20 protein-coding genes are annotated in these 24946 nt (G+C 65.7%); 11 read left to right on the forward strand and 9 right to left on the reverse strand.

Annotated features, from left to right (window positions below):
* Positions 1 to 265: AMP-binding enzyme (locus VJS38_RS18940; protein WP_414692468.1), on the forward strand; the 265-nt coding region annotated here is incomplete at its 5' end.
* Between the two features lie 344 nt (positions 266 to 609).
* The gene (locus VJS38_RS18945) at positions 610 to 2790 is read left to right on the forward strand and encodes a TonB-dependent receptor (RefSeq protein ID WP_324089705.1); all 2181 of its coding nucleotides are present in this window, start codon (positions 610 to 612) and stop codon (positions 2788 to 2790) included.
* A 45-nt stretch (positions 2791 to 2835) separates the two neighbouring features.
* On the opposite strand, the gene VJS38_RS18950 is transcribed toward VJS38_RS18945, so the two are convergent.
* The 3 genes from VJS38_RS18950 to VJS38_RS18960 all read right to left on the reverse strand — a co-directional run bounded on the left by VJS38_RS18950 (position 2836) and on the right by VJS38_RS18960 (position 8317).
* Entirely contained in the window at positions 2836 to 4167 is a 1332-nt protein-coding gene (locus VJS38_RS18950) for an MFS transporter (RefSeq protein WP_324089706.1), read from the reverse strand.
* A 197-nt stretch (positions 4168 to 4364) separates the two neighbouring features.
* Complete coding sequence (locus tag VJS38_RS18955; RefSeq protein ID WP_324089707.1) at positions 4365 to 5756, reverse strand: aromatic ring-hydroxylating dioxygenase subunit alpha; 1392 nt, start codon at positions 5754 to 5756, stop codon at positions 4365 to 4367.
* A gap of 116 nt (positions 5757 to 5872) precedes the next feature.
* On the reverse strand, positions 5873 to 8317 hold the full coding sequence (locus VJS38_RS18960) for a TonB-dependent receptor (protein WP_324089708.1): 2445 nt from the start codon (positions 8315 to 8317) through the stop codon (positions 5873 to 5875).
* A gap of 224 nt (positions 8318 to 8541) precedes the next feature.
* On the opposite strand from VJS38_RS18960, the gene VJS38_RS18965 reads away from it, so the two are divergent.
* Complete coding sequence (locus VJS38_RS18965) at positions 8542 to 9405, forward strand: SDR family oxidoreductase (protein ID WP_324089709.1); 864 nt, start codon at positions 8542 to 8544, stop codon at positions 9403 to 9405.
* Between the two features lie 19 nt (positions 9406 to 9424).
* Here the strand turns inward: VJS38_RS18965 and VJS38_RS18970 are convergent, their stop codons facing one another.
* A complete protein-coding gene (locus VJS38_RS18970) occupies positions 9425 to 10840 on the reverse strand; it encodes an alpha/beta hydrolase domain-containing protein (RefSeq protein WP_324089710.1) in 1416 nt (471 codons plus the stop codon).
* 297 nt (positions 10841 to 11137) lie between these two features.
* Between VJS38_RS18970 and VJS38_RS18975 the strand changes: the two genes are divergently transcribed.
* Both VJS38_RS18975 and VJS38_RS18980 read left to right on the forward strand, forming a co-directional pair.
* On the forward strand, positions 11138 to 12226 hold the full coding sequence (locus VJS38_RS18975; RefSeq protein WP_324089711.1) for a phosphotransferase: 1089 nt from the start codon (positions 11138 to 11140) through the stop codon (positions 12224 to 12226).
* Positions 12227 to 12279: 53 nt separating this feature from the next.
* Complete coding sequence (locus tag VJS38_RS18980) at positions 12280 to 13410, forward strand: hypothetical protein (RefSeq protein ID WP_324089712.1); 1131 nt, start codon at positions 12280 to 12282, stop codon at positions 13408 to 13410.
* A gap of 32 nt (positions 13411 to 13442) precedes the next feature.
* Here VJS38_RS18980 and VJS38_RS18985 read toward each other — a convergent pair whose 3' ends face one another.
* From VJS38_RS18985 to VJS38_RS18995, 3 genes are read right to left on the reverse strand one after another with little or no spacing between them, the layout of a single operon-like run.
* Positions 13443 to 14672 (reverse strand): dihydrolipoamide acetyltransferase family protein, encoded by a 1230-nt coding sequence (locus VJS38_RS18985; protein WP_324089713.1) that lies wholly within the window; start codon positions 14670 to 14672, stop codon positions 13443 to 13445.
* A 29-nt stretch (positions 14673 to 14701) separates the two neighbouring features.
* Complete coding sequence (locus VJS38_RS18990; RefSeq protein ID WP_324089714.1) at positions 14702 to 15727, reverse strand: alpha-ketoacid dehydrogenase subunit beta; 1026 nt, start codon at positions 15725 to 15727, stop codon at positions 14702 to 14704.
* 28 nt (positions 15728 to 15755) lie between these two features.
* The gene (locus VJS38_RS18995; protein ID WP_324089715.1) at positions 15756 to 16733 is read right to left on the reverse strand and encodes a thiamine pyrophosphate-dependent dehydrogenase E1 component subunit alpha; all 978 of its coding nucleotides are present in this window, start codon (positions 16731 to 16733) and stop codon (positions 15756 to 15758) included.
* Between the two features lie 266 nt (positions 16734 to 16999).
* Between VJS38_RS18995 and VJS38_RS19000 the strand changes: the two genes are divergently transcribed.
* Positions 17000 to 17725 carry a dienelactone hydrolase family protein gene (locus VJS38_RS19000; protein WP_324089716.1) on the forward strand — a complete coding sequence of 242 codons (726 nt, stop codon included), beginning with the start codon at positions 17000 to 17002 and terminating at the stop codon, positions 17723 to 17725.
* An 89-nt stretch (positions 17726 to 17814) separates the two neighbouring features.
* Here VJS38_RS19000 and VJS38_RS19005 read toward each other — a convergent pair whose 3' ends face one another.
* Positions 17815 to 18894: a Zn-dependent alcohol dehydrogenase gene (locus VJS38_RS19005; protein WP_324089717.1), complete on the reverse strand. Its 1080-nt coding sequence runs from the start codon at positions 18892 to 18894 to the stop codon at positions 17815 to 17817.
* 59 nt (positions 18895 to 18953) lie between these two features.
* Entirely contained in the window at positions 18954 to 19484 is a 531-nt protein-coding gene (locus tag VJS38_RS19010) for a hypothetical protein (protein ID WP_324089718.1), read from the reverse strand.
* Positions 19485 to 20006: 522 nt separating this feature from the next.
* Here VJS38_RS19010 and VJS38_RS19015 point away from each other — a divergent pair.
* The 5 genes from VJS38_RS19015 to VJS38_RS19035 all read left to right on the forward strand — a co-directional run bounded on the left by VJS38_RS19015 (position 20007) and on the right by VJS38_RS19035 (position 24944).
* Complete coding sequence (locus VJS38_RS19015) at positions 20007 to 21116, forward strand: amidohydrolase family protein (RefSeq protein WP_324089719.1); 1110 nt, start codon at positions 20007 to 20009, stop codon at positions 21114 to 21116.
* 58 nt (positions 21117 to 21174) lie between these two features.
* The gene (locus VJS38_RS19020; RefSeq protein ID WP_324089720.1) at positions 21175 to 22293 is read left to right on the forward strand and encodes a thiolase family protein; all 1119 of its coding nucleotides are present in this window, start codon (positions 21175 to 21177) and stop codon (positions 22291 to 22293) included.
* Position 22294: 1 nt separating this feature from the next.
* Positions 22295 to 22702: a Zn-ribbon domain-containing OB-fold protein gene (locus tag VJS38_RS19025; RefSeq protein ID WP_324089721.1), complete on the forward strand. Its 408-nt coding sequence runs from the start codon at positions 22295 to 22297 to the stop codon at positions 22700 to 22702.
* 29 nt (positions 22703 to 22731) lie between these two features.
* Positions 22732 to 23994 carry an amidohydrolase family protein gene (locus tag VJS38_RS19030; protein ID WP_324089722.1) on the forward strand — a complete coding sequence of 421 codons (1263 nt, stop codon included), beginning with the start codon at positions 22732 to 22734 and terminating at the stop codon, positions 23992 to 23994.
* A gap of 125 nt (positions 23995 to 24119) precedes the next feature.
* Complete coding sequence (locus VJS38_RS19035; RefSeq protein WP_324089723.1) at positions 24120 to 24944, forward strand: coniferyl-alcohol dehydrogenase; 825 nt, start codon at positions 24120 to 24122, stop codon at positions 24942 to 24944.
* Positions 24945 to 24946: the final 2 nt, after the last annotated feature.

The following is a 24946-nucleotide window of genomic DNA, read 5'->3' on the forward strand; positions in this document are numbered from 1 at the left end:
CGAGGCGATCGTCTTCGGGATCCCCGATGCGGTGAAGGGCGAGCGGGTGGCCGCGGTCCTGGTCGCGGTCGACGGTCACGTCCTCGACGGCGAGGCGCTCAAGACGCAGTTGAGGCAGGAGATCTCGCCCTACAAGGTGCCGCAGCAGATCACGGTCCTGCCATACGACCAGATCCCGCGGACGGGATCGGAGAAGGCGATCAAGCGTCACCTCATCGACATCGTCAGCGGCGCAGGCGCGGGCGACCAGCGTCAATCAGCCTGACGGCCTGGCCGAATTCGTTCGAGCGTGGCCCGGATTCATTGAAGCGACGGCGCCGGCTGTCGAGCTCCTTAGGAGCCGTCAGCGCGCAAGCATTAGGTTGTGCCCATAGTCCGTTGATCTGATTGTCGTTCATGGGGCGGCCTTCAGATCGGCCAGCGGGTGCGAGGCGGCGCTGGGGAACGCAGATATCCGCTATCGGATATCGGGGCGGCCGAAAGGGAGCCCACGTTGATCCCGAATTAAAATCAAAGAAACCTCCACTTTAGTGACGTGCGCCGCCTCGCTTGGCGCTTCCGGCGGAGCCTCTGGCGGCGGTCGAACCAAACAAGATCGGGAGGGCCCCTATGGATAGGCCAATCGAAGGCCGACGCCTTCAACTCTTCGTCTCCACGGCCTGCGCGGGCGTCCTTGCGCTCGGGGGGGCGGCGAGCGCCCAGACCGCGCCGGACGCCGGCACGAAGCTTCAGGAGGTCGTCGTCACGGCGCAACGCCGCTCGGAGCGCCTGGAGGACGTGCCGATGACCGTCACGGCGCTGCCGGCGGAGACGTTGCAGAAGTCGGGCGTCAACAACACCGCCGACCTCGCGCGCGTCACCCCTGGCCTGACGATCTCCTTCTACGGCAATAACCTGCAGCCGGCGATCCGCGGTGTCACGGCGACGGGCGGCAACGTCGGCGACAACCCGAGCGTGGCGCTGTACCTCGACGGGATCTACCAGCCGCAACAGATCTCCGCGCTGATGGACCTGCCGGACGTTGAGCAGATCGAGGTCCTCAAGGGCCCGCAGGGCACGCTCTACGGTCAGAACGCCACCGGCGGGGCGATCATCATCAATACGCTGGCGCCGAGCTTTATACCGACCGGCAGGTTCAGCGCGAGCTACGGTAATTACAACGACGTCAATCTGCGCGGGTTCGTCAGCGGGCCGGTCACCGACGTTTTGGCGGTCAGCCTCGCGGCCGCCTACGAGAACCGCGACGGTTTCCGGCGCAATGTGGCGACGGGCGAGCGCGACAGCGGCCTGGATTCCAAGCTCGTCCGCGGCAAGGTGCTCTACCAGCCTGCGCCGTGGGCGAAGTTGACCCTCACCGGCTTCTACACGGACCGGAAGGACTCCAGCGTCTACGCGACGTCGCCCCTGAACAACAACTCGATTGGCTACGCGCTGATACCTGCCGCGCCGCGCGTCACGGATCCGGACCAGTTCGCCGCCTACCCCGGCATCTTCAACCGCATCAAGTCCTCAGGCTACAGCGGTCGCGGGGAGTTCGATCTGCCGGCCGGCACGCTGAACGTGGTCGCCTCCTATGCGCGAAACAGGGTCACCGCGCTGGAGGATCTCGACACGAGCCCGGTCAACTTCGGCGAGTACCGGTACGCCAAGGCGGGCGCGCAGACCTTCGTTTCGGAGATCAACTTCGCCTCGAAGAAGTTCGGACGGGTGAGCTTCCTGGCCGGCGCCCTTTACCTGAGGGCCGATGACTCGTTCCGGCCGGGGCTGTTCATCCTCAGAACGCCGAACCTTACGCCGGCTGCGCCGTTGCCGCCGACCACCGTCCTGTACCAGGTCGGCGAAGTGAAGAAGGATATCGCGGCCGCCTACGCCGAGGTGAACATCGACGTCACCGACAAGCTCGTCTTCACGGCCGGCGGCCGCTTCACGCATGAGCGGCAGATCGCCGACTCCAACTCCGTCACCGACCCGGTCGTGCGCCCCTACCCCGGCAACCCGGCGACATGGTCGAATTTCTCGCCGCGGATCACCGCGCGATACGAGGTTGCGCCCAATCAGAACCTCTATGCATCCTGGACCAAGGGCTTCAAGGGCGGCCTGATCAATACGTCGGACTTCAACCAGGCGCCGGTCAATCCCGAGATCATCAGCTCCTACGAGATTGGCTACAAGGGCAGGCTCGCCGACAACCTGACCCTGAACATCTCCGGCTTCTACTACAACTACGACAACCTTCAGGTCGTCGCCTACGTGGCCCCGAACTACGAGACCCAGAACGCCGCCTCGTCCCGGGGCAAGGGCGTGGACGTCGACGCGAACTGGGCCGCGACGCCGGAGCTCACCTTCTCGGCGGGCGTGTCCTACCTCGACGCCCATTACGTCAAGTTCCCGAACGCCCAGGGCTACCTGCCGACCGGCTTCGGCAACGATCCGATCATTCTCGATCTGAGCGGCAAGCCCTTGCTGCGCTCGCCGAAGTGGAGCGGCAATGTGCGGGCGAACTACCAGGTCGACATCGCCGCAGGCCGCGTCGGCGCCTACGCCTCGGTCGCCTACAGCGACACCTATGGCCTGGAGCCCACCAACCGGATCAGGCAAGGCGCGTACGCCACGCTCGACGCCGAACTCTCGTTCTCGCCGGCCGCCGCGCCGCGGCTTCGGCTGAGCGCCTGGGGCAAGAACCTCACCAACAGGTCCTATCTGGCGATGGCGCTCGTCACCAACTTCTCCGACGCCGTCAGTTACGGCGACCCGCGCACGTTCGGCGTCCGGGCCGAGTACAAGTTCTGAAGCAGATCCGGGAGGCCGCCGTCGGGCGGCCTCCTTCTCTTCGGCTCAAGGCTGGGCGAGGCCGCGGCTCCGTCGCAAGGCGACGAGGGCGGCGAGGCCCAGCGCTAGGCTCGCGCCCAAGGACAGCATGCCGACGATCAGCAGGGCCGGCCCGAGCATCTTCTCGTCTCGGAACAGGTAGTCGGTGAAGACGGCCGGGGCGATCGGGCCAAGCGTGCTGCCAACGGCGCTGCTCATCAGGGCCAGCAGGGCGACGGCCTGACCTCTCATGTGGTCCGGCCACAGGTCCTGCATGATGACGTTGGTCACCCCGGAGATCAGCGGCGACAGGATCTTGATGATCGTGAACCCGGCGATCGCGACCGGAAGGCTCCCGCCGAAGGCGAAAACCGCGGCGGCCGCGATCTGCATGGGAATGATGGCGCAGACGATGCGCAGGCGCCCCTCCGACGGGTGACGGGCCACCAGGGCGTCGGATAGAAATCCTCCGGTCACTCCGCCAATCAGGCCCGAAATCACCAGCATCGCGCCGGACAGGATGCCGGCGTCGGCGACCGACAGGCGATAGGTGCGCACGAACACCAACGGGCCCCAATAAAGATAGGCGAAGATGAAGAGCTGATTCAGCGCATAGCTGGCGAACAGCGGGATATAGAGCCCGGAATGCCGCTTCAGGTGCGGAAGAAAGCTCGACGGCTGGCTGGCCGCCAGCTCACGGCGGGCGGGCTCCTTCAGCGTCATGGCCAGAAGCGTGGCCAGGAAGCCGGGAACGGAGAAGACGATAAAGGCGAGCCGCCATGCGGCGATGTCGCCCAGGATCGGGGCGGAGACCGTCGTCGTGCCGTGCAGAGCCTTCAGCAGCGCGCCGGTCAGCATCTGGGAGGACGCGGTCCCGAGCGCGATCGCGCCCATGAGAACGCCGCTGGCGCGGCCCCGCGCCCTGGGCGCGAACAGGTCCGCGAGCATGGAATAGGCCGCCGGGCTCAGGCAGGCTTCGGCGATGCCCAACCCCATCCTTGCGCTGAACAGTTGCCAGTAGCTGGACGCGAGGCCCGAGCAGAGGGTCGCCACGCTCCAGGTCAGGATGCCGACCACGAGGATGTTCCGCCGATTGGCGCGGTCCACCAGCCGGCCGATCGGCAGCCCGGCGACGGCGAAGCAGAGCGAGAAGGCGGGCCCTTGCAGGAAGCTGACGCCGGTGTCGGACAAATGAAGGTCGGCCTTCAGCGCCGGGGTCAGCAGCGTGATGACCATCCGGTCGAGGTAGGCGACCCAGAAGGCCACCGCCAAAACGCCGGCGACGTACCAGGCCAACGAGCTGCGCGGATAGGCCGAGGACAGCTCCTGGGGCGCTGCACGGGCCGCGACGTTCGCCATTTCCATCCTGCTCAGGCCTTCGCGCTGTCCACGGCTAGTGTGCTGGATCTGAAGTTCGCCTGCGCCTGGATTGTGCGCCGGAGCGAACTTCAGATCCGAAAAACACACTAGAAAACAAATACTTGTCTAATGTCCTTGTCGATCCCGAAGCTCGTCGGAGCCAGCCACAGGCGCAGGCGAACTGCGGGATCGGGACACTAGAGCCCCAGCTCCAGGACTGGACCGTCGAAGTTGCCGCCGAGCAGGCTCGAGGCCGCCGCCAGCTTCTTCGGCGGCGCGCCGCAGAGGAAGCCGTCGATCACGCGGTGATAATTCCCGATCAGGCCCTCCACTTTGCCGCTGAGGCGCATGTACTCGAAGCCGCCGGCGTGCAGGCCTTCCTGCTGGCGCGGAATGTTCGAGTAGTCCTGCTGCGGAATCGGCGGGAAGTCGGGACTGTCGTAGGGCAGCACCACGGGATCCATCACCGGCGCCGGCTCCTGGCCTTCCGGGAACAGGGTCAGCGACCAGATCTCGAACAGGCAGCTCTCCGGCCCGAGCGGGCGGGTGCGATAGGCCGCGAAGCTCGAGAGCGTGGGCAGGAAGAAGATGTGCGGGAAGATGTACTCCACCGCGTTGACCGGATGGGTGCGGCCGACGACGTTCAGGTCAGGCGTCGGCTCGCCGCGCGCGCGGCCCTGCTTCGTCACCTCGTCGCTCAGCATCTGCAGCCACATCGGGAAGCCGACGGCCGGATCCTCGGGCAGGTCGACGTCGGAAATGCTGCGCGCGATCTCGACGTCCTTGGCGTGCGCCATGCCGGCCATGCCGACGCCGATCACGTTCAGATATTCGACGTAGGCCTTGACCATCTCGCGGACGCTCGCGTTGCCGAAGCTCGGCGGCCCCTTGCCCGCGGCGTCCGACTTGATCTCGTACATGGATCGGAAAAGGCTGTCGGCCACCTGGTACAGCTGCGGGTGGGTGCGCATCACATGGTAGCCTTCCATGAAGGCCTCCATGGCCAGCTTCCAGTTCGCCGGCAGGATGGTGGCGTAGCACCATTCGGCGCGCGTCCTGTGCAGGTTGTGCGCTTCCAGCCGCTCGGCGACCGGACCGATCGTTTCGCGGAAGGACGGGGCGTCGTCGTCGAAGTTGATGAAGGCGCACCCGCCCCAGGTCTCGATGCGGCACTGCGGCAGATCCAGCTCGGCCTGCTCGAGCTGCCGCTCGCTGAACAGCCCACGGCCGTAGACGAAGGTGTTCTTGCCGTCGATGTTCCAGCGCCAGCCGTGGAAGGGACAGGTGAAGCCCTGCACCTCGCAGCTGCCGTGGCCGCGGGCGAGCTTCACGCCGCGGTGGCGGCAGGCGTTGTGATAGGCCTTCACCCCGTCCTTGGTGCGGACGACAATCACCGACTTGTCGAGGTTCGTGTATTCGATCCAGTCGCCGACATTCTGGATTTGTTCCAGGCGGCAGGCCATCTGCCAGACGTGCGGCCACAGCCGCTCGCACTCAAGCCGGTAGAACTCTTCGTCGTAGTAGCGCTTGGCGGCGATCCGTTCGGGGTCGGTGATGGGGAACGGTATGCCTTCGTGATCGATCGCCATGGGGAGGTCTCAGCTGCTGCAGATGCCTAGGTCAAAGATAAACGAGCTTGCGCCTTTGTTGCGATCGACGGGGCTGCAGCGAACCGGCAGGGGCGGCGCGCCGCCCCTGCCCCGCGTCAGCGCCCGGCGAACGGCTTCCAACTCAGGGTCAGCCAAACCTCCCGCGGGCTATCAACGTAGCATGAGGTTTCGCCGAGGCCGGCCGGGCCGCTCGTCCTGCCGCCCGTGGTCTGGCCGGCCAGCGACGTCGGCAGGCCCAGCAAGCCGCCCTCGGCGTTGTTGATGCCGCAATTGCCGGTCGTCAGCTTGTTGTTGAGGTTGCGGCCGGCCAGCGACACTTCCCAGCGATCCTCCGGACCCTTCAGGGTCACGCTAAGATCAACCTTGGCGTAGGCGCCCTGGATGGCCGAAGGCGTCCGCGCCAGGAAGGTGTAGTACTTGGACGACAACTGGGTGTTGCTCTCGATCGCCAGGCTCAGCCCGTGCGACAGCGGCGTCTCGTAAGTTATGCCGATGTTGCCCTGCCAGTCCGGCGCACGGATCAGCGGCAGGCCCGACAGATCCTGCGTCTGGGCGAGGCCTGAGGCGTTGAAGTTGCCGGCGCAGCCCAGGGCCTGGGTCTGGCCGCCCCAGCAGGGGGCGTTGTTGAAGGTCGTATACCTGGCGTGGTTCCAGTTGAGCGCGCCGCGCAGAACCAGGCCCTCGATCGGGGTCAGATAGGTGGCGTCGAAGTCTACGCCGTAGACCTTTGAGGACGCGGCGTTGACGGTGCGGGAGATCAGATTGATCTGTCCGGGCGTCGGCTGGACGAGCGCGCCCACCTGAAGGTTCGTGTACTTGTAGTCATAGGCGGCCAGGCTGACGGCGAGACGCCGGTCAAAGAAGCGGCCCTTGACCCCGCCTTCGAAGCCCTCGACGGTCTCGTCCCCGTAGGACAGCTCGTCGCTCGGGTTCGCCGGCACCGTGATGTTGAAGGAGCCGGACTTGTAGCCCTTCTTCCATGAAACGAAGAGCGTCAGGTCGTCTGTCGGCCGATAGGTCGCGGTGAGCTCGGGCGACAGGTTCTTCGACTGGATCGCCGGGGTCTTCAGCGGAACGAAAGCGCCCCCGGCGAGCAGGTTGCGCGCCGTGTCGCTGCGCCGCTCGCTGGTCCAGCGGGCGCCGGCGGCCAGCTCGAGCCTGGGAAGGATGTCGTACCGCAGCTGGCCGAACAGCGAACGCGACGCGATCTGGATCTCCTGCGTGCCGGCGCCGCGGATCGGCGCAAGGCCGAAGCCGGACAACAGATTGCTTCGCTGGGTGATCTGCAGGAAGACGTCGCCGTCCTGGTAGAACCCGCCGGCGGTGAAGTTGAAGGGCCCCGCGTAGTCGGAGTTGACCCGCAGCTCCTGGGTGAGATCCTGACGGTGATAGTCGTTTTGCGAGGCGATCGGCGTGCCGAAGTAGCTCGCGCCGGTGCTGCTGATCAGGGTCTCGGTGCGGACGCTGTAATAGCCGGTGTCCGAGGTGACGGTGATGTGGGGCGCCGGCCGGTAGTTGAATTCCAGCGTGCCGTAGCGCTGGGCCTGATCAAGCGTCGGCACGCCGTGGAACGGGATGCCGGGCCAGGCGCTCGGGTCCATGCCGACGATGTAGGCGTTCTGGTCGAGGCTGCAGGTGTCGGCGGGATTGCGGTAGGGCTTGCCCGGGCTGAGTTCGCGCAGGCCTTCCGGACAATTGGTCAGCTCGTTGGTGTTGGCCCACTTGATGCGGTCGCGGTCATAGTTGAGCTTGAGCCGGCCTTCGAGATTGTCGGCAGGGTTCCAGAGCACCGTCATGCGCATGAGATTGCGCCGTGTGGCGTTGAAGTGGTCGTCGTCGGGCGTGAGCGCCCCGGAGTTCGGATAGGCGACGGCGAGGTTGCGGAAATAGCCCTGGGAATCGGAGTGGCGAACGGCGAGCCTCACCTTGAGGTCGTGCGTCACAGGGCCTGAGATGATGTAGTCTTCCTGCTGTTCGCGCGCCTCGAACTCATATCCTCCGCGAAGGATCAGTTCGAACCTGTCGGTCGGATCGGCGGTGCGCAGCGAAATCACGCCGCCCGGGCTGCTCTTTCCGTAAAACAGCGACTGGGGGCCTTTGTAGACCTCGAGCTGCGCCAGATCGAACATGCCGCTCTGCAGGGCGAGCCCCTGGCTGAGTTGCAGGCCGTCGATGTTCAGCGACACGGACTGGTCGACGCCCGGGTCGATCGTCGTCGTGCCGACTCCGCGCAGAGAGATCTGGATCCCCGAGGTGGCGGTCTGCTCGCCCATCAGGAGGCCCGGAACCAGGCTGGTGATGGCCCGCAGGTTCGTCACCTGCAGACGGTCCAGCTGGGCGGCGCCCACGGCCGTGGTGATCACCGGCACGTTGAGGATTGATTCCTGACGCTTGCGGGCGGTGACGACCACCTCGCCCAGGACGCCCGGCCGAGCCTCCTGGGCCGCGGCCGGAACGACGAGGAGCGCGCTCGACGCGGCTCCCAGCAACAGCGAGCGCAGACGGCGCTCGCACCTGGGACTGGGCTTTTCTCGCAGCATCAGAATCCCCCCTTTTATCCCGGGCGCGGGGCCCGAGTTTGAATTTAGGTTTTATTCTGATGGGGCGACTCCGCCGGTCAATCTCCGCTCCGGATTTCCCCCGAGACATCATGCATGTGATTTGTAACGCGAGCCGAGCGCATTCTTGCGGCGCCGTCCGGCGGACTGGCGGATACCTCAGCCTGCAACCTGCCCCCCGCGGCGACCTTCGCTCGGAGGACGGAATGGCGCGCGCTTCGCCAGCGTTCGGTCCGCCCGTCGCCGATTTCGAAGTCCGCGGCGAGGCCGGACCGATTTCTTGGCGTTTGGAGCGATGCATGCGGGGACTGGCGGGCAAACGCATTCTTGTGGCGGGCAGCGCGACGGGCATTGGGGCGGCTACGGCGCGGCGGCTCGGACAGGAAGGCGCCCACGTCTTCCTCGGCGACTTCCGCATCGACGCGGCGGAGCTGGTTGCGAAGGACATTCAGGCGGCCGGCGGGACGGCGGCGGCCGGCTTCTTCGACCTGCATGACGAGAAAACCATCGAGACCCTCGTCGCCAGCGCAGTCGGCGCTTATGGCGGGCTGGATGGCCTCGTCAACGTCGCCTACGAGGGGCGGGCGGAGTACCACGGCCGCGACGTCGAGATCCTGAGCATGGATCCGAAGGTCTGGGAGATCGTGCTGCACGGCAACGTCATCGGCACGGCCTTGATGATCAAGTATGCGCTGCCTCATCTCGTCGAGACCGGTGGCGGATCGATCGTCAACATCACCTCGCCGGGCGCATCGGCGGGCGAATCCGTTCGTGTCGTCTATGGCGCCTCCAAGGGGGCGCTCAACTCGATCACCCGGCACGTGGCGAACACCTATGGCGTGCGCGGCGTCCGGTGCAATTGCGTCAGCCCGGGCGCAATCCTCACCGAGGCGGGACAGGCTGCGTTCAGCCAGGAGATGCGCAAGAAGATGATCGCCTCCATGCCCATCAAGCGTCTGGGCCAACCCGAGGACCCTGCGGCGACCATCGCCTACCTGCTGTCCGATGACGCCGAGTGGATCACCGGACAGATCTGGGGCGTCAACGGCGGAATCGCGTTCCGCGAATAGCCGCCGTGACCGGCGCCGCCTATTGCGGCTGGACCGGGTACATGAGCGCGGCGAGCCCCAGGATCTCGGCGCGATCAGCCGGCAGGATGAACCCCTGCCCGATCGTCTCATCGAGCGAGACTTCGAACCGCTCCAGGTAGTCCGCCTTGCCCCCGGGGTAGAGGGCTTTCAGCTTCTGCCCGCTGAATATCTCCGAGGTTCCGAACAGCGCGCCCATCAGATGGCCCGGGTCGCCCTCGCCGGACAGGCGGGCGGCGGGAACGTCGGTCCAGGGCGTGCGGATTCCTCCCTTGGCGATGCCGTGCTCGTCGCGCACGGCCTGTGGCGGAGCCGTGTCGGTCAATTCAATCCGCGGCGATCGCGGCGGCGGTTCGCCGGTTCGAACCCAGTGGTCGAGGGCGTTCAGCGCGGCCTGGACGACATAGTGATGCTGCGGCCCGAAGTTGATCGGCGCATTGACGCCCATTCCCATGATCGAGGCGCTCGGGGCGTAGGCCTTGGCCAGGTCCTCCAGCGGCGCCGAGCCGGTGTCGATGGGCGAGACGAGGATCGTGTAGTTGTCCGCATGCGAAGCGCCAGGCAGCTCCCAGACACGCAGGCGCTCGGTGTCCGGCTGCCGCGCGGCGTGGAAGCCCGCCATGCCTGGAAAGCCGAGCAGGTCGAGCTCGGTGATGAAGGTCATGACCGGAACGCGCAAGGTCGGGCGGAGCTGAACCCCGCCGTTCCACGCCGGTCCGCCCGGATCCATGGCTCCGCTGAGCTCCACCGCGCCGCCGAACCGTGAATGGATAAGAAAGCCATCGTAGACCTCGGCCAGCGGGTCCACGGCGTTGACATAGGTGGTCAGGAAGGTGGCCGACTGCGACTCGCCCACGGCGAGGATCCGCTTTGGCTCGAGCGGGCCGAGAACCCCGTCGGACCTGGAGCGGCACGCCAGGCGACCGACCTGGGAGAAGATGTCGAAGGAAAAGGCGTCGCCCGGATGGTGCAGAGGCCCATATCGCTCCGGGGCGACCTTCTTGAGCGAGTTGTCCGGTCCCATGATGCTTGGGCCGCCCTCGACGCCGACTTGCTGGGCGGACACCATCACATAGGCGTGGCCAGCCCGGAGCACCTGACGGTGCAACATCAGCCAGTCCGCGGGAGAGTCGACGCCGCCCGTCACATTCAGCCACTCGACGATCACCGTCCCATCGAACCGCGCCGGGTCGGTGGGACGCCAGACGACGATGCGGGTGGCGTAATCGGCCGTATCGTCCTCCGCCGCGCGCCAATGCCCATCGGCCGAAGCCGGCTCGGACATGGCGTAGGAGGCCGCTTCACCCGAGATCACGAACTCGCTGGCCGTGTAGCCGACGTCGCTGGGTTCATAGGCGCCGATCAAGAGCGCGGGCTTGCCCGGCAGCGGCGTCACGTTTGGCGTTCTGGCTTGCATCAGACAAGGCTCCGATCTCATCGATTTCGCCGGTTGGTGTCGCCATTGGCGCGCCGGAGCGCTTGCGCGCTCAAGCGCTGCATTGACTGCGCCTCAAGGCTACTGACGCGGTCGCCCGCCGTCAGCAAGGCGCGGCCGGGCGTGCAGGCCAATAATCGCATCCCTGATTTGTCCCGCCTTGGACGGCGTTTCGCCCTAGTCAAAGTCCAACTTTTGATCGAGCTAATCGCGTGTTGGGCCGGTAGCGACGGCGTCGGGCGCGCGCCGCAGCGACGCGGCGGCGCCAAGAGAGAGACGATGTCCCAAGCCCTCGCCATTCCCGACGCCGAACAGGTTTCAGCCGCCTGGCTGACCGAAGCGCTGCGCGCGGGTGGCTTGACGGACGCCACCGTCAAGAGCGTCTCGACCGGTCGCGTCGGCACTGGCCAGGCCGCGCGCGCCTATCGGTTCGAGCTGGAGTATGAGCGGCCTGATCCGTCGTTTCCCCGCTCGATCGTCGGCAAGTTCCCGTCGACCGACCCTGAGCACCGAAAGGTCGCCGCCGAATACAAGACCTACCTGCGGGAGATCAATTTCTACCGCATCCTGCAGCCGCAGCTGTCGGTCAGCACGCCGAAATGCTTCTACGCCGACATTGACGGGAATGGTCCGGATTTCATCCTTCTGCTGGAGGACGTGAGTCCCGCGCGCCAAGGCGATCAGATCGCGGGCTGCAGCCCCGCTGTCGCCAGGCGCTCCGTCTTGGATCTCGTCGGCCTGCACGCGCCGAGCTGGCGCAATCCGGCAATGCTGGACTTCGACTGGCTTAGCAACGGCGACGTCGACCAGTACAACGCCTTTATCCGCAAGAGCTACAAGACTGGATATCCCCAATTCCTGGAGCGCTGTGCGGGCGGCTTGGACCAGGACGAGCTTCGGGTTCTGCGAAGGCTTGCCGAAACACCGGTCTTCCCGAGCGAGCCGCCGGAATTGAAGGCCTACTGCCTGATCCACAGCGACTATCGGCTCGACAACCTGCTCGTCGATGACAGCGTCGAGCCCAATCGCACCTTCCTGGTCGATTGGCAGACGCTGATCGTCGGCAACCCGATGCGGGATCTCGCCTATTTTCTCGGCGGTTGCCTGCTTCCGGAGGATCGCCGCCCCGTGGAGCAGGATATCGTCCGCGATTACCATGGGAAGCTCCTTGCGGCCGGGGTCGAGGGCTATTCGTGGGAGACGTGCTGGGACGACTATCGCCGAGCGACATTCCTTGGGGTCATGACCGCCGTCGTTGGGATGGTCTTCGTGGACCGGACCGAACGGGGCGATCAGCTGTTCGCGACCATGGGCAAGCGGCACCTTCTCCAAGCGCTGGAGCTTGGCGCCGAGGATTTCATTCGCTGACGAGCTTATCTGAACGGCCTGCAATTTCTGGCCATCCACCGGGATAGTGTCGCATGCTCATCAAGTACGATGACCTTCCGCTTCAGCAGACGACCGAGTCGCTGGCCTATCTGGCCACCAGCGATCGCGACGCCTATGGCCGCTACTGGTTCAACGGCTTCTCACCCGACGGCGAATATTACTTCGGAATCGCCTTCGCGATGTATCCGAACCGCGAGGTCATGGACTGCGCGCTCAGCATCGTGCGCAAGGACGGCACGCAGGACAGCTTCCGCGCGTCACGGCGTTGCCCGCTCGACCGCTCCGAGATGGTCGTCGGACCGTTCAAGCTGGAGATCGTCGAGCTGATGCGCGTGATCCGCGTGACCATTGCGGACAACGAAACCGGCGTCACCGCCGATCTGACCTTCACCGGCAGCACGCCCGTTCACGAGGAGCCGACCGACTTCGTTCGGCCCAAGATCCGAATGACCATGCAGATGAAGCGCTACACCCAATTCGGTCGGTGGAGCGGCTACATCGACGTGAAGGGCCGGCGGCAGGAGGTCGACAACGTCTACGGCATCCGCGACCGGTCCTGGGGCTGGCGCATGTGCGGCGAGCCGCCGGGCGGCGCCTATACGATGATCCCCTCGCAGGCCTTCTACCTCTGGGCGCCGATCATCTGGCCTGACATGTGCACCCACTACGGCACGTGGGAGAACGCCCAGGGGCGGAGCCAGAAGGACTTTGCGCAGATCTTCCCCGTCTACGACATCCGTGAGCCGTTCGACACGCTCGACCCTTCAGGGTTCCGCGAGATCAAGGCGGGCAGGCACCGGCTGAGGTTCGACGACCCGAAGAGCCGTTTCGTCAGCGGCGGCGAGATCGATCTGATCGACGGCGATCAAACCCTCACCATCAAGCTCGAGGCGCTGCTGCGCTTTCACATGTACGGCATTGGCTACAACCATCCCACCTGGGCGCACGGCATGTGGAAGGGCGAGGAGGCCATCACGAGCGAGCATTGGAACCTCGCGGACATCGATCCGACGGCGACCCAGTATCAGCACACCCAGGTGGTGGTGAGGGCGCGGATCGGGGACGAGGTCGGACATGGCGTGCTCGAGCAGGCCATCTTCGGAGACCATGACCAATATGGCTTCAAGGGCTTCACCACGCCCCTGGGCGCGTCGGGCGGCTGAGCCGGCCGCCCCGGCGGATCATGCTATAGCCGCTAGACCGCGAAATCGGGGCGCTCGACCGCATCCTTCAAGAGGGTGAGGAACCGCTCCGCGGCCGCCCCGTCGATCACCCGATGGTCGTGCGTCAGGCTGTAGGGGAGCATCGGGGCGATGACGATTTCATCGTTCCTGACAATCGGCTTCTTCACCAGGCGGCCCACGCCCAGGATGCCGACCTCAGGCATGTTGATGATCGGGGTCGAGTAGGAGCTCACGCCGACGGAGCCGAAATTGCTGACCGTGAAGGTGCCGCCGGACATCTCCTCCGGCATCAGCTTCTCGGCGCGGGCTTTCTCGCCGAGGGTCTTCGCCGTCTTCGAGATCTCCACCAGGGACTTCTGGTCGGCGTTCCGGATCACGGGCACGACCAGGCCCTTCTCGCCCTCGTCGCCGAGGGCCACGGCCATGCCGACATTGATCTCCTGCCAAACCTTGATCTCGTTCTCGATCAGGCTGGAATTCATCAGGGGGAACTGGCTCAGGGCCTTGGCCACCGCATGGATCAGCATCTCGGCGTAGGTGATCCGGACGCCCAGAACGTCTTCCTGCCGCAGGTAGCTTTCCCTCAGGCGCGACATGATGGTCAGGTCGAAGTCGCCCGACATCGTATTGGGCGCGTTCGTTGCGAGGCTGCGCCTCATGTTCTCGCCAATGGTCTTGCGCATCCCTCGATAGGGAATGGTCTCCTTGACGGTCCTCCCTGCGTCGGCGCCGCCCTCGGCGCCTTGGGATGCTCCGGCGCCGCCGGCGCCGATCTCCCTTTCGATGTCTTCCTTTTGGATCCTGCCGCCCGGCCCGGTGCCGGCGATCTTGGTGATGTCCAGGCCGGCCTCGGCCGCCATGCGACGCGCGACGGGGGAGATCGAGACCTGCGCCCGCCCCTGCGGCTCATCCGCAGCCGCCGCGCGTGTCGCGGCGGCGTCTTCAACCGCTTCGCTCGAGGCCGCGTCGGCCGCGCCGCCCGCCTTGATGGCCGCGTACTCCTCCTCGGTCTCCGCGATCAGGCCGACGACGGTGCTGACGTCCGCCTCCACGCCCTCCAAAAAAAGGATGTGCAGGAAGCCCGAGCTCGGCGCCGACATCTCGAAAGTGGACTTCTCCGCCTCGACGTCCAGAACAGCGTCGCCCTTTTCGACTCGGGCGCCTTCCCTGGCTTTCCATTCGACCAGCGTCACGACAGCCGCGGCCATGCCAAGTTTAGGAACGATAAGCTGTTCCACCATTCCCGAAGCTCCTTTAAGGCCCGAAACGTCTAATCCGTCTTGTAGAGACTCATCTTGCCGATGCCCGCGTCGACCACAACGCGATCCGCCCGCACCAGAGAGGTGATCGCGTCGGCGATCTCCTGCGGCTGCGGCAGGACGTATTTCTCGACTCCGGTGGCCGGCACCCAGCCCTTGGCGCCGATCCGTTTGACCGGCCCGTCCAGATAATCGAACGCCCTTTCCATGATCTGCATGGCGATCTCGCCGCCCACGCCGCAGGTGATGTAGTCCTCGTCCACGACAACCGCGCGCGAGGTCTTCTTCACGGACTGAATGATCGTCTCTATGTCCAGCGGAACGAGCGTCCTGGGGTCGACGATCTCGACGCTGATCCCCTTTTCCGCCAGCTTGGCGGCCACGTTCTGGCAGAGAGAGACCATGTAGCCGGTCGCCACGACCGTCACATCGGTCCCGGCCCGCTTGATGTCCGCGACGCCGAAGGGAATGGCGCCGTCTTCGTCCATGGTCACCGGACCCTTTTCGCGCATGAGCCGCTTATGGAAGTAGTAGCAGACCGGATTATTGTCGCGGATGGCCGTCTTCAGCAGGCCTCGCGCGTCGACGATGCTGCTTGGGACGACGAGCTTTATGCCCGGGATGTGCATCACCTGCGATTCCGGGCACCCGGAGTGTTCCGCTCCCAGGCCGAGATAGCCGCCCATGGTGGTGAGGATCACCATCGGGAGGTCGATCTTGCCGCCGTGCATGAAGCGGTTCTTCCCGGCGAGCGTCATCGCCGCGTAGGCGGGGGTCAGAAAGTCCGCCATCATCGGGTCGATGATGGGCCGGTAGCCTTGCTGGGCCAGGCCGATGCCCGCGGCCACCATGGTGTTCTCCACGAGGCCTGTCTCGATCACGCGGTTGGGCCCGAACTGCTGGTAGAGCCCGGTCGTCATGCCCATGGCGCTGCCGACCACGCACTCGCCCATATAGATGACCTTGTCATCCCGAGCCATCTCTTCCCTGATGGTCTCGTTCATGACCTGAAGCATCGAGCGCTCTTGCGGTTTCATGGCGGCGTCTCTCGAAATCGTTCTTTAATTATTCGGCAAAGAGCAACGATTGCAGATGCTCGAAACTTGGGATCACCGGGCCTTCGGCGGCCAGCTTCACCGCTTCCTCGATCTCTTCCCTGGCCGCCTGATGAATTTCGTCGATGTCGGCTTGGGTGAGGATCTCCTCGGCGAGCAGCTTGGCGCCGAACAACTTGATCGGATCCTTCTCCCGAAGCCATTTGTCGGCCTCATCCTTGGACCGCGGCTGGTCCATGGAAACATCGGGACCTCCCTCGGAGTGGCCGCGCAGGCGATAGGTCTTGCACTCAATGAGGCTCGGCCCCTCGCCCGCTCGCGCCCGCCGCACCGCCTCCTGCACCGCCTCGTGCACGGCGATGACGTCCTGCCCGTCGACAATGACCCCGGGGATGCCGTAGCCGGGCGCGAACTTGGCGATGTCCTTGTTGACGAGGTAGGTGCTGAGCGGCGTGTGCTGCCCCATTTCGTTGTTCTCGATCACGACGATGAGCGGAAGCCGGTTGGCGGCAGCGAAGTTGACCGCCTCGTGGAACTCCGCCTTGGCGGCCGCGGAGTCGCCCTCGAACGCGACGACCACGCGTCGCTTCCCGTCCAGCTTGGCCGCCATCGCGGTCCCGCACGCCAGGCCAAGATTCTCGGCGATGAGGGCGGTGTACATGGGAAAGCCCTTCTCCGGCGCCACCGGGTGCCAGCCGGAGGCGCCGCCGCTATTTCCGGTGAGCTTGCCGTAGTGCTCGGCGATGATGGATTCGATGCTGACGCCCCTCGGGATGAGCTTGCTGATCCCGTGCCCTCGGTGCGTGGCGTAGACGCAATCGCCCTCCTCCAGGAAGGTGCAGCCGCCGACGCCGACCGCCTCCTGGACCTGGGTGCTGTGATAGAAGAGCGCCAGCTTCCCCGTCATCAGGGCGTTGATGAACCACTCGTCGAGTTCTCTTACGCGCACGAGGTTTTCGAAGAGCGTCACCTTCTGATCGTCAGTCAATTCCATTTCCTCGCCCTCCATTTCATAATCGAAGGAGCGTCACTGCCGCTGCGCCATCCGATCAAACGGGCCCATTTCGAGGTCCCTCAAAACGGCGAGCTTGCCCAGAGGAGACCCGCGGGGAGGACGCAGAAATCATCCATGCAATAATTCGCCCGCGGCAGGGGGCTTCGCCCGGCGCGCGGGTGCGCGGCGGGAAAAGGCGAAACATAATGACGCTCGCACCGGTCTTCCGGGACCCGGCTCGCCCAGCAAGGAGAAGGTTCATGGCGGTCAAGGCAGAGCCCCTGTCCTACAGTGTCGACGGCGTCGAAATGCTCAGCACCTACTATGTGGATGAGGCGAAGGCTGGCCGACGGCCGGGGGTGCTCGTGTTCTCCGACGCGCGCGGCCTCGACGACGTCGCCCACGGCGGGGCGCGCCGGTTGGCCGAACAGGGCTTCGCCGCCATCGCCTGCGATGTTTACGGCGGCGGCCGCTATATCGAAGACCGGGACGAGGCGATCCGGCTGGCGACCGAGCTGGTCGCGGCGCCCGATCTGACGGGCAAGCGCGGCGCCGCCGGGATCGCGGCCCTGACGGCGCATGCGCAGGTCGACCCGAGCAAGATCGCGGCGATGGGCTACTGCTTCGGTGGCAACGTCGCGGTCGAGATCGCGCGCGGCGGGGCGCCGCTCGCCGCCTCGGTCGGTTTCCACGGGGGCGCGGTTCCGCCGATCCCTGAGCGTAGTCGGAACATCACCGGCAAGGTCCTCCTCTGCCTCGGGGCGAACGATCCGATGATCCCGCTGGAGATGCGCACGGCGTTCGAAGAAGACATGCGTGCGGCCGGGGTCGATTTCCGCATGCACCTCTACGGCGGCGTCTATCACTCCTTCACAAATCCAACGATCGACCAGATGAACATGCCAGAGACGTTTCGGTACGACCCCAAGGCTGAAGCGCGCTCCTGGAAGGAGATGATCGCGCTTTTCGAGGAAGTCTTCGGCTAGACCATTCGCCGCCGAAGTGGACGCCGGTTCGGCGCAGCGAATGCTCTAGACGGCCAGCCGTCAAGCCCTGGTGGTCGGCGAAACTGGATTCAGAAGACGATGACGCTGCGTGCGATCGCGCCGGTCATCATGCTCTTGTAGGCGTCGTCGATCTCGCCCAGCCCAATCTGCCGCGACACGAGCTCGTCGAGCTTGAGCTTTCCGGCCAGGTACCAGTTGGCGAGTTGGGGGACGAAGAGCTGGAATGGTGCGTCCCCCATGCCCGAGGCGATGATCCTCAGATCCTTGTAGAGCAGGTCCAGGACCGGAAAGCTCATTTCCGCCCCGACTTTCGGCATGCCGATGATCACCGCCGTCCCATGCTTGCGCAGCATCATGAAGGCCTCGCGCATCGCCGCGGGCAGCCCGATGACCTCGAAGGCGTAGTCCACGCCCCCCCGGGCCAGTTCGAGCACTTCGCCCACCGCGTCGGGGCCGCCCAGCACCCCTGCGGTCGCGCCGAACGCCTTCGCCATCTCCAGCTTGGCCGGGCTGAGGTCGACGGCGATGATCTGCTCGGCGCCGGCGATCCGTGCGCCCTGGATGACGTTCAGGCCCACGCCGCCGCAGCCGATCACGGCGACGCTGGAGCCCGGCCGCACCTTCGCGCCATTGATCGCCGCGCCGGCGCCCGTCAGCACGCCGCAGCCGAGCAGGGCCGCCGCCGGCGGCGGCACGGCCTTCGGCAGTTTCACCGCCGAACGGTGATGCACCACCATCTCCTCGGCGAAGCCGCCGATGTCGGCCGCTTGCCAGACGGGACGACCCTTCCAGGTAATGCGCGAGCCGATCGGCTGACGCGCCCCGGTCGGCTTGTGGTCGCAGCGGTGATTGTGGCCGGTCTGGCAGTCGCCGCATTCGCCGCAGTAGGCGGCATAGCAGGTCACGACGAAATCGCCGACCGAGAGGCCGGGCACATCTTCGCCCACCGCCTCGATGAAGCCTGCCGCTTCATGACCCAGGATCGCCGGAACGGGCGCGTGAAGGTCGCCGGTCATCAGGTGGTAGTCGCTGTGGCAAAGACCGCTGGCGGCGATGCGCACTCTGATCTCGCCGGCCCGCGGCCCGTCGAGTTCGACCGTCTCGAGCGACAGGGGCGCCCCGGCCTCATGAAGCAATGCGGCTTTCATGGTCGTGCCAACCTCCGTGCCTGTTCGATCCCGAAGTCAGTCCGTGGACGCGGGCGCCGTCAGGCGGCCGGCGCCGGTTGCGGAGCCGGCGGGCGAAGCCGCACCACGGCCCACAGGATCGCGCCGAAGAAGACCACGGCGATGGCGAGACTGATGAACAAGCCCTGGAAACTCGCATGGGCTTGAACGTGCAGGACGGTGGAGAGCGTCATCATCAGCATGGTCGCTTCATTGAGCACAAGCCGCAGCTTCTGCCGGAAATACAGGAACAGCACCGTCAAGAGGACGGCCAGAAAGCCCACCAGGCCGGGGTCGCCGAACCGCTGTTGAAGCTGGTGCATGAGAAGGCCCAACGCGAGGCCGGCGAAACTCCCCATCACTGTACCGGGCAAGAGCCGCAGATCTGATTTCTGCAGCCCGCCCCAAAAGAGCAGAAAGAAGAACCCGGCGTAGGACTCCTGGCTCCCCGCGACGACGTTGAGGGCGATGTAGCCGCCGCACGCAGCTATGGTGAAGATGAGCATCACGAGGGCGACCACGGTCGTGGGCGCTGGCTCTTCCGCCGACGTTGGCGCGGCCCTGTCGGTCATCTGTCTGGCGTGTTGAGGCATGTTGTCTGGTCCGTCCGATGTTTGCCTGCGGCGCTCGGGGCGCGCGTGCGACGGTCTCGTGACGCCCTTCCGCCGGAAAGGCGGAAACTGCAGGCGGCGACCCGTCGGCGCACTGGATCGACGGCGGCCTCTTCATTCCTCCCGCCGTTTTTTGTTCAGTCGTGATCGCGAAGAGTTAGCCAGCGGACCTCATGTGTCAGCGGCCGTCATGCGGCGCGCCAAACAAATCATATATGCGATATCGCGGGGCCTTCGGCCGCAGCGGGCTCCATGGCGGGCGCTGCGCCCTAGGGAGCATGAGATATGTGATATCTGCCGCCCGCGGCCCCGTACGGGCTGAAAACGCGCCGAGCCTTCGAATATAAGAGTGGCCGAAGGGAGATCCCAATGACCACGCTCGAAGGACTGGTCGCCGATCAGAATAACGGTTGGCGCGCGCAGTCTCCTGGTAGTCAAGGCTGGCCGCGGTCGGCTCGCGTCGACTCTAGGAACAAGTATTTCATGGTGTCGGCGGACACTCACATCACGCCGCCGAAGACTCTGGTCAGCAGCCGCATCGCGCCGGAGTACCGAGATCGCCTCCCGCGCGTGGAAGTCACGCCCGACGGCGGCCGCATGTTGCATATCGAGGGCGCCCGGCCAAGCCGGATCATCGACTCTCAGCTGGAGGGCGAGGACGCCTATCGCGCGCACGCCGACCTCATCGGCGAGGACCCGGCGGCTGATGTCGAGCGCCGCATGTCCGACCTGGACAAGGACGGCGTCGACGCCGAGCTGATCTTCCCCAACGGCCCGGCGATTGGCGCCTTCTGGACGCCGGATCCGCATTTCGCCCAGGCCCAGTTCCGGATCTACAACGAATGGGCGGCCGAGATCACCCGCCCTCACCGCCATCGCATGCAGATGGCCGCCTGCGTCGCCACCGGCGACGTGGACCTGGCGGTCGCGGAGATCGGGCAGGTAGCGAAGCTCGGCTTCAATGTGATCACAATGCCGACCTCGCCGACGCCCGGCGACCGAGAGCGGAAGTACAACCACAAGGAATTCGATCCGCTCTGGGCGGCCGTCCAGGACCATGACCTGACGATGACCTTCCACGTCGCGACCGGCGGCGATCCCCGGACCGCGCGGGGAATGGGCGGGGCGCTGATCAACCGCGCCCAGTCGCACCAGTCGGTGACGGATCCGATCGTGGCCTTCTGCGCCTCGGGGATCCTCGACCGCTTCACCAAGCTCCGCTTTGTTTCCGTCGAGGCCGGCGTGGGCTGGATCCCGGCGCTTCTGGACCTGATGGACGAGACCTATCGGAAGCATCACATGTGGGTGCGCCCGAAGCTGCAGCACGGGCTGCCCAGCGATTATTTCCGCGCCCACGGCGCGGCGACGTTCGAAGAGGACCACGCGGGGCTGCTGCTGCTGGAGGCCTATGGCCTTGCCGACAACTTCTGCTGGGCCAACGACTATCCGCACCACGAGGGCACCTTCCCGCACTCGGCGGCGGCGATCGAGCGGCAGATGGGCGGCCTGAGCGACGAGACCCGGGCGAAGGTGCTCGGCCTCAACGCCGCGCGTCTCTTCAAATTCCCGGTGCCCGAGCGGTACGCCCAATGACCCGGCTGGCGAGCCAGGATCGTCGGGCCCCGCTCGCCCAGCGTGGAGATGCTGGGCGATGAAAGGCAAGGTCGCCGTGGTCGGCGTCGGCCACACCGCCTATGGCGCCTTTCCCGACCGCGACGAATACTCCCTGGCCGCGGAAGCCTTCACCCGGGCGCTCGAGGACAGCGGGCTGCGCAAGGCTGACGTCGATGGCCTGGCGATCTGCCGCATCCCCGAATACACCCGCATGGGCGAGACGCTGGGGCTCAATCCCCGCTGGACCATGCAGTTCCCGCCCCATGGCCGGATGTCGGGCATGGGCATCTTGGAGGCCGCCGCGGCGATCGCCACCGGCCAGGCGAGCACGATCGCCATGCTTTACGCGAACATCGGCCGCTCCCGGCGCGTCCGCTATGGCGGCGATGAGATTCCGAGCGTCTGGGATCGCTGGGGATACACCTCGCCCGGCGCGGCCTACGCCATGATGTTCCAGCGCCATATGCATCTTTACGGGACCACCACGCGCCAGCTCGGCGCCGTGCCCGTCGCGATCCGCAACCACGCCTGCCTGAACCCCGACGCGGTCATGCGCAAGCCGATCACCCTCGATGACCACGAGGCCTCGCGGCCGATCGTGGCCCCGTTACGGCTGTTCGACTATTGCCTGATCAACGACGGGGCGGTCTGTCTGATCCTCACCGCCCGCGAGCGGGCGGCGGACCTGCGAAAGTCGCCGGTCGTGATCGCCGGCCACGGCGGTTATGACGGCCTCGCGACCTCGGCGATCCTCGGCTACGACCACGACTGCTTCTACGACCACGTGCGCCACGCCGGCCAGCAGTCCTACGACGTCGCCGGCGTCAAGCGCGAAGATGTCGACGCCCTGATGGTCTACGACAACTTCAGTCCGGCCGTGCTCTTCGCCCTTGAGGGGCTGGGCTTTTGCGAACGCGGCGAAAGCGGCCCCTTCGTCGAGAGCGGCGCAATCTCGCTGGGCGGCTTGATCCCCGTCAATACGGACGGCGGCCACCTGTCGAATTCCTATCTCCAAGGCTGGGCCCTGAACGTCGAGGCCGTCCGCCAGATCCGCGGCGAAGCCGGCGCCCGCCAGATCGCCGACTGCAAGGTCGTGCAATACGTTCAGGGGACGCCTTGCAGCCGCTCGATCATCTATACGGCGGGGGATTGTTGAGATGTCGTACGGTTCCGCCCCCGATCCGTTGATGGAGGCCTTCTGGGAAGGCGCGCGCGGACGTCACCTCATGCTGCAGGAATGCGCCGCATGCGGCCATCGCCATTTCCCGCCGACGGCGGTGTGCCCCCAATGCCTGTCGGGCGAACAGCGCTGGCGCGAGGCGAGCGGCCGCGGACAGGTGGCCTCGATGGTCACCTTCCACCAACGCTACTGGGACGACCGCCCGACGCCCTATGCGGTGCTCCTGGTGGAACTCGAGGAAGGTCCGCTGATCATGGGCAATCCGGTCGCCAGCGGGGCTTCGATCTCGATCGGTGATCCGGTCGTGGCGGTGTTCGAGGCACGCGCCGACGGTTCCATCATCCCGCAGTTCGCCCCCGAACCCATTCCACCGACCGGGCCGTAGCAGGCATTGAATTCAAGGAGGAACGCATCATGGCTGACGACAAGCCTGACATTTCGCAAGACGCCCGCAGCTATTGGATGGAAGCGGGCTATTCTCCGGGCGGCGTGATCCGGGAGGTCGACTATGCGTCGCAGTCGGGCGGTCTCCATCCGTCGCTGCAGGGCATCAAGATCGTCGACACCGACACGCACATCCTGGAATACCCGGATCTTTTCACCAAGAACGCGCCAGCCAAGTACAAGGATCGCGTTCCCCAGATTAAGCGGATCAACGGCGTCGACCGTTGGATCGTCTGCGACCGCGATTTCGGCTCGCTCGGCGGCAACGTCATCCGCGCGGACAACAACAAGCTGCTTGGCCGGCTGTCTTTCCCCACGATCGAGGAAGGACACCCCGGCGCCTACCAGGTGAAGTCGCGCCTCCAGGCGATGGACGACATGGGCGTCTACGCCCAGATCTGCTTCCAGAACTCCGGCGTGACCCAGGCCGGCTCGCTGATGTCGCTGGGCGACAACGACCTGGCGGTCACCATCCTCAAGCTCTACAACGACGCGTCGTTGGAACGGCAGGAAGAGTCCGGCCAGCGCATCTTCACCATGGCCCATCTGCCGATCTGGGATAAGGCCGCCATGGAGGCCGAGGCGCGCCGCGTCCTCGACATGGGCCTGAAGGGGATCGTGCTGCCGGACACGCCCGAGCGACTGGGCCTTCCCTCGTTCCTCGACGACTACTGGACCGCGCTGCTGGAGCTGTGCAACGACCGCGGCGCGCCGCTGAACTTCCACCTGAACGCCGCGATCGACCCGAGCGGACTGACCTGGAAGGGCTTCGAGTTCGAACAGACCCTTTCGGTCATCGCCACCATGTACTCCATCGGCAACGCCGCGACGCTCGGCAACTGGATGGTGAGCGGCCGGCTGGACCAGTTCCCGAAGCTGAAGATCGGCCTGATCGAGAGCGGCATGGGCTGGGTTCCGTTCGCGGTCGAGGCGATGGAGCACCAGTTCCGCGAGATGCTGCCGCGCATGTCGAAGAACCTCACCCGGCGCCCGTGGGAGTATTTCCGCGACCACTTCAAGGTGACCTACTGGTTCGAGAAGATCGCGCCGAAGCAACTGCTGGAGACCATCGGGGTCAACAATGTGATGTTCGAGACGGATTTCCCGCATCCGACGTCGCTCTACCCGGGCGTCCAGGAGCACATCGTCGACACCCTCGGCGGGTACGACTACGAGGTGAAGAAGCGTGTGCTCGAGCGCAATGCTGCGGAGCTCTACAACCTGCCGTTCTGATCGGCCGCGGGCGCCCTGTCGCCAGCTCGGCGGCGGGGCGGGCGCTGTGGTGTTGCAAGACACCCGCTTGAGAAGACCTCCACGGAAACGAGGCTGCTCCCGCGCGGGGGCCGAAGGGGATGCTGATGTCGGATATTCTGGGATACAAGAACAAGCGGGTGGTCGTGACGGGCTGCTTCTCGGGCATGGGCGAAGCCACCGCGCGCATGCTGCTGGATCTCGGCGCCGAGGTGCACGGCCTGGACTATAAGGACTGCGCCCTGCCGCTGGCGTCCTTCGCCAAGGTGGACCTGCGGGAGCCGGACTCGATCGACGCAGGCGTGGCGAAGATCGGCGGACGGGTCGACGCCCTGTTCAACTGCGCGGGCCTGCCCAACGTCTTCCCGGTGCTGGACGTCATGAAGGTCAACTTCCTCGGCCTGCGCAAGCTGACCGAGGCGATCGTCCCGCTGATGCCGCAGGGTTCGGCGATCGCCAGCATCGCCTCGACCGCCGGCGGCGGCTGGCACGCGCGCATGGCGACGCACAAGGAGCTCGCCGCCACCCCCGACTTCGAAACGGGCCTGAAATGGTGCGAGGCCAACCAGCATCTTATCGACGACAGCTACACCTTCTCCAAGGAGACCCTGATCATCTGGACGATGATGAGCGGCGCCTCGCTGATCAAGCGCGGCGTCCGGATCAACTGCACCCTGCCCGGCCCGACCCAGACGCCGATGATGCCCGACTTCGAGAAGGCCGCTCCCAAGGCGGTGATCGACGCCGCCGCCAAGCCGATCGACCGCTTCGCCACCCCCGCCGAGCAGGCCGGACCAATGGTGTTCCTCAATAGCGAACTGGCGACCTATGTCAACGGCGTGCCCTTCCCCGTCGACGGCGGCTTCACCGGCGGCGTCACGACCGGCCAGATCGATCTCAGCGGCCTCCTGGCCAGCATGACGCCGGCATGATG

This window comes from Phenylobacterium sp., assembly GCF_035276905.1.
In the GTDB taxonomy this organism is placed as follows: Bacteria; Pseudomonadota; Alphaproteobacteria; order Caulobacterales; family Caulobacteraceae; genus Phenylobacterium.

Bases quoted from the DNA above. Each gene is read 5' to 3' on its own strand.
- VJS38_RS18945 (WP_324089705.1), top strand. From the start codon at position 610: ATGGATAGGCCAATCGAAGGCCGACGCCTTCAACTCTTCGTCTCCACG.
- VJS38_RS18950 (WP_324089706.1), bottom strand. From the start codon at position 4,167: ATGGCGAACGTCGCGGCCCGTGCAGCGCCCCAGGAGCTGTCCTCGGCC.
- VJS38_RS18955 (WP_324089707.1), bottom strand. From the start codon at position 5,756: ATGGCGATCGATCACGAAGGCATACCGTTCCCCATCACCGACCCCGAA.
- VJS38_RS18960 (WP_324089708.1), bottom strand. From the start codon at position 8,317: ATGCTGCGAGAAAAGCCCAGTCCCAGGTGCGAGCGCCGTCTGCGCTCG.
- VJS38_RS18965 (WP_324089709.1), top strand. From the start codon at position 8,542: ATGGCGCGCGCTTCGCCAGCGTTCGGTCCGCCCGTCGCCGATTTCGAA.
- VJS38_RS18970 (WP_324089710.1), bottom strand. From the start codon at position 10,840: ATGCAAGCCAGAACGCCAAACGTGACGCCGCTGCCGGGCAAGCCCGCG.
- VJS38_RS18975 (WP_324089711.1), top strand. From the start codon at position 11,138: ATGTCCCAAGCCCTCGCCATTCCCGACGCCGAACAGGTTTCAGCCGCC.
- VJS38_RS18980 (WP_324089712.1), top strand. From the start codon at position 12,280: ATGCTCATCAAGTACGATGACCTTCCGCTTCAGCAGACGACCGAGTCG.
- VJS38_RS18985 (WP_324089713.1), bottom strand. From the start codon at position 14,672: ATGGTGGAACAGCTTATCGTTCCTAAACTTGGCATGGCCGCGGCTGTC.
- VJS38_RS18990 (WP_324089714.1), bottom strand. From the start codon at position 15,727: ATGAAACCGCAAGAGCGCTCGATGCTTCAGGTCATGAACGAGACCATC.
- VJS38_RS19000 (WP_324089716.1), top strand. From the start codon at position 17,000: ATGGCGGTCAAGGCAGAGCCCCTGTCCTACAGTGTCGACGGCGTCGAA.
- VJS38_RS19005 (WP_324089717.1), bottom strand. From the start codon at position 18,894: ATGAAAGCCGCATTGCTTCATGAGGCCGGGGCGCCCCTGTCGCTCGAG.
- VJS38_RS19010 (WP_324089718.1), bottom strand. From the start codon at position 19,484: ATGACCGACAGGGCCGCGCCAACGTCGGCGGAAGAGCCAGCGCCCACG.
- VJS38_RS19015 (WP_324089719.1), top strand. From the start codon at position 20,007: ATGGTGTCGGCGGACACTCACATCACGCCGCCGAAGACTCTGGTCAGC.
- VJS38_RS19020 (WP_324089720.1), top strand. From the start codon at position 21,175: ATGAAAGGCAAGGTCGCCGTGGTCGGCGTCGGCCACACCGCCTATGGC.
- VJS38_RS19025 (WP_324089721.1), top strand. From the start codon at position 22,295: ATGTCGTACGGTTCCGCCCCCGATCCGTTGATGGAGGCCTTCTGGGAA.
- VJS38_RS19030 (WP_324089722.1), top strand. From the start codon at position 22,732: ATGGCTGACGACAAGCCTGACATTTCGCAAGACGCCCGCAGCTATTGG.
- VJS38_RS19035 (WP_324089723.1), top strand. From the start codon at position 24,120: ATGTCGGATATTCTGGGATACAAGAACAAGCGGGTGGTCGTGACGGGC.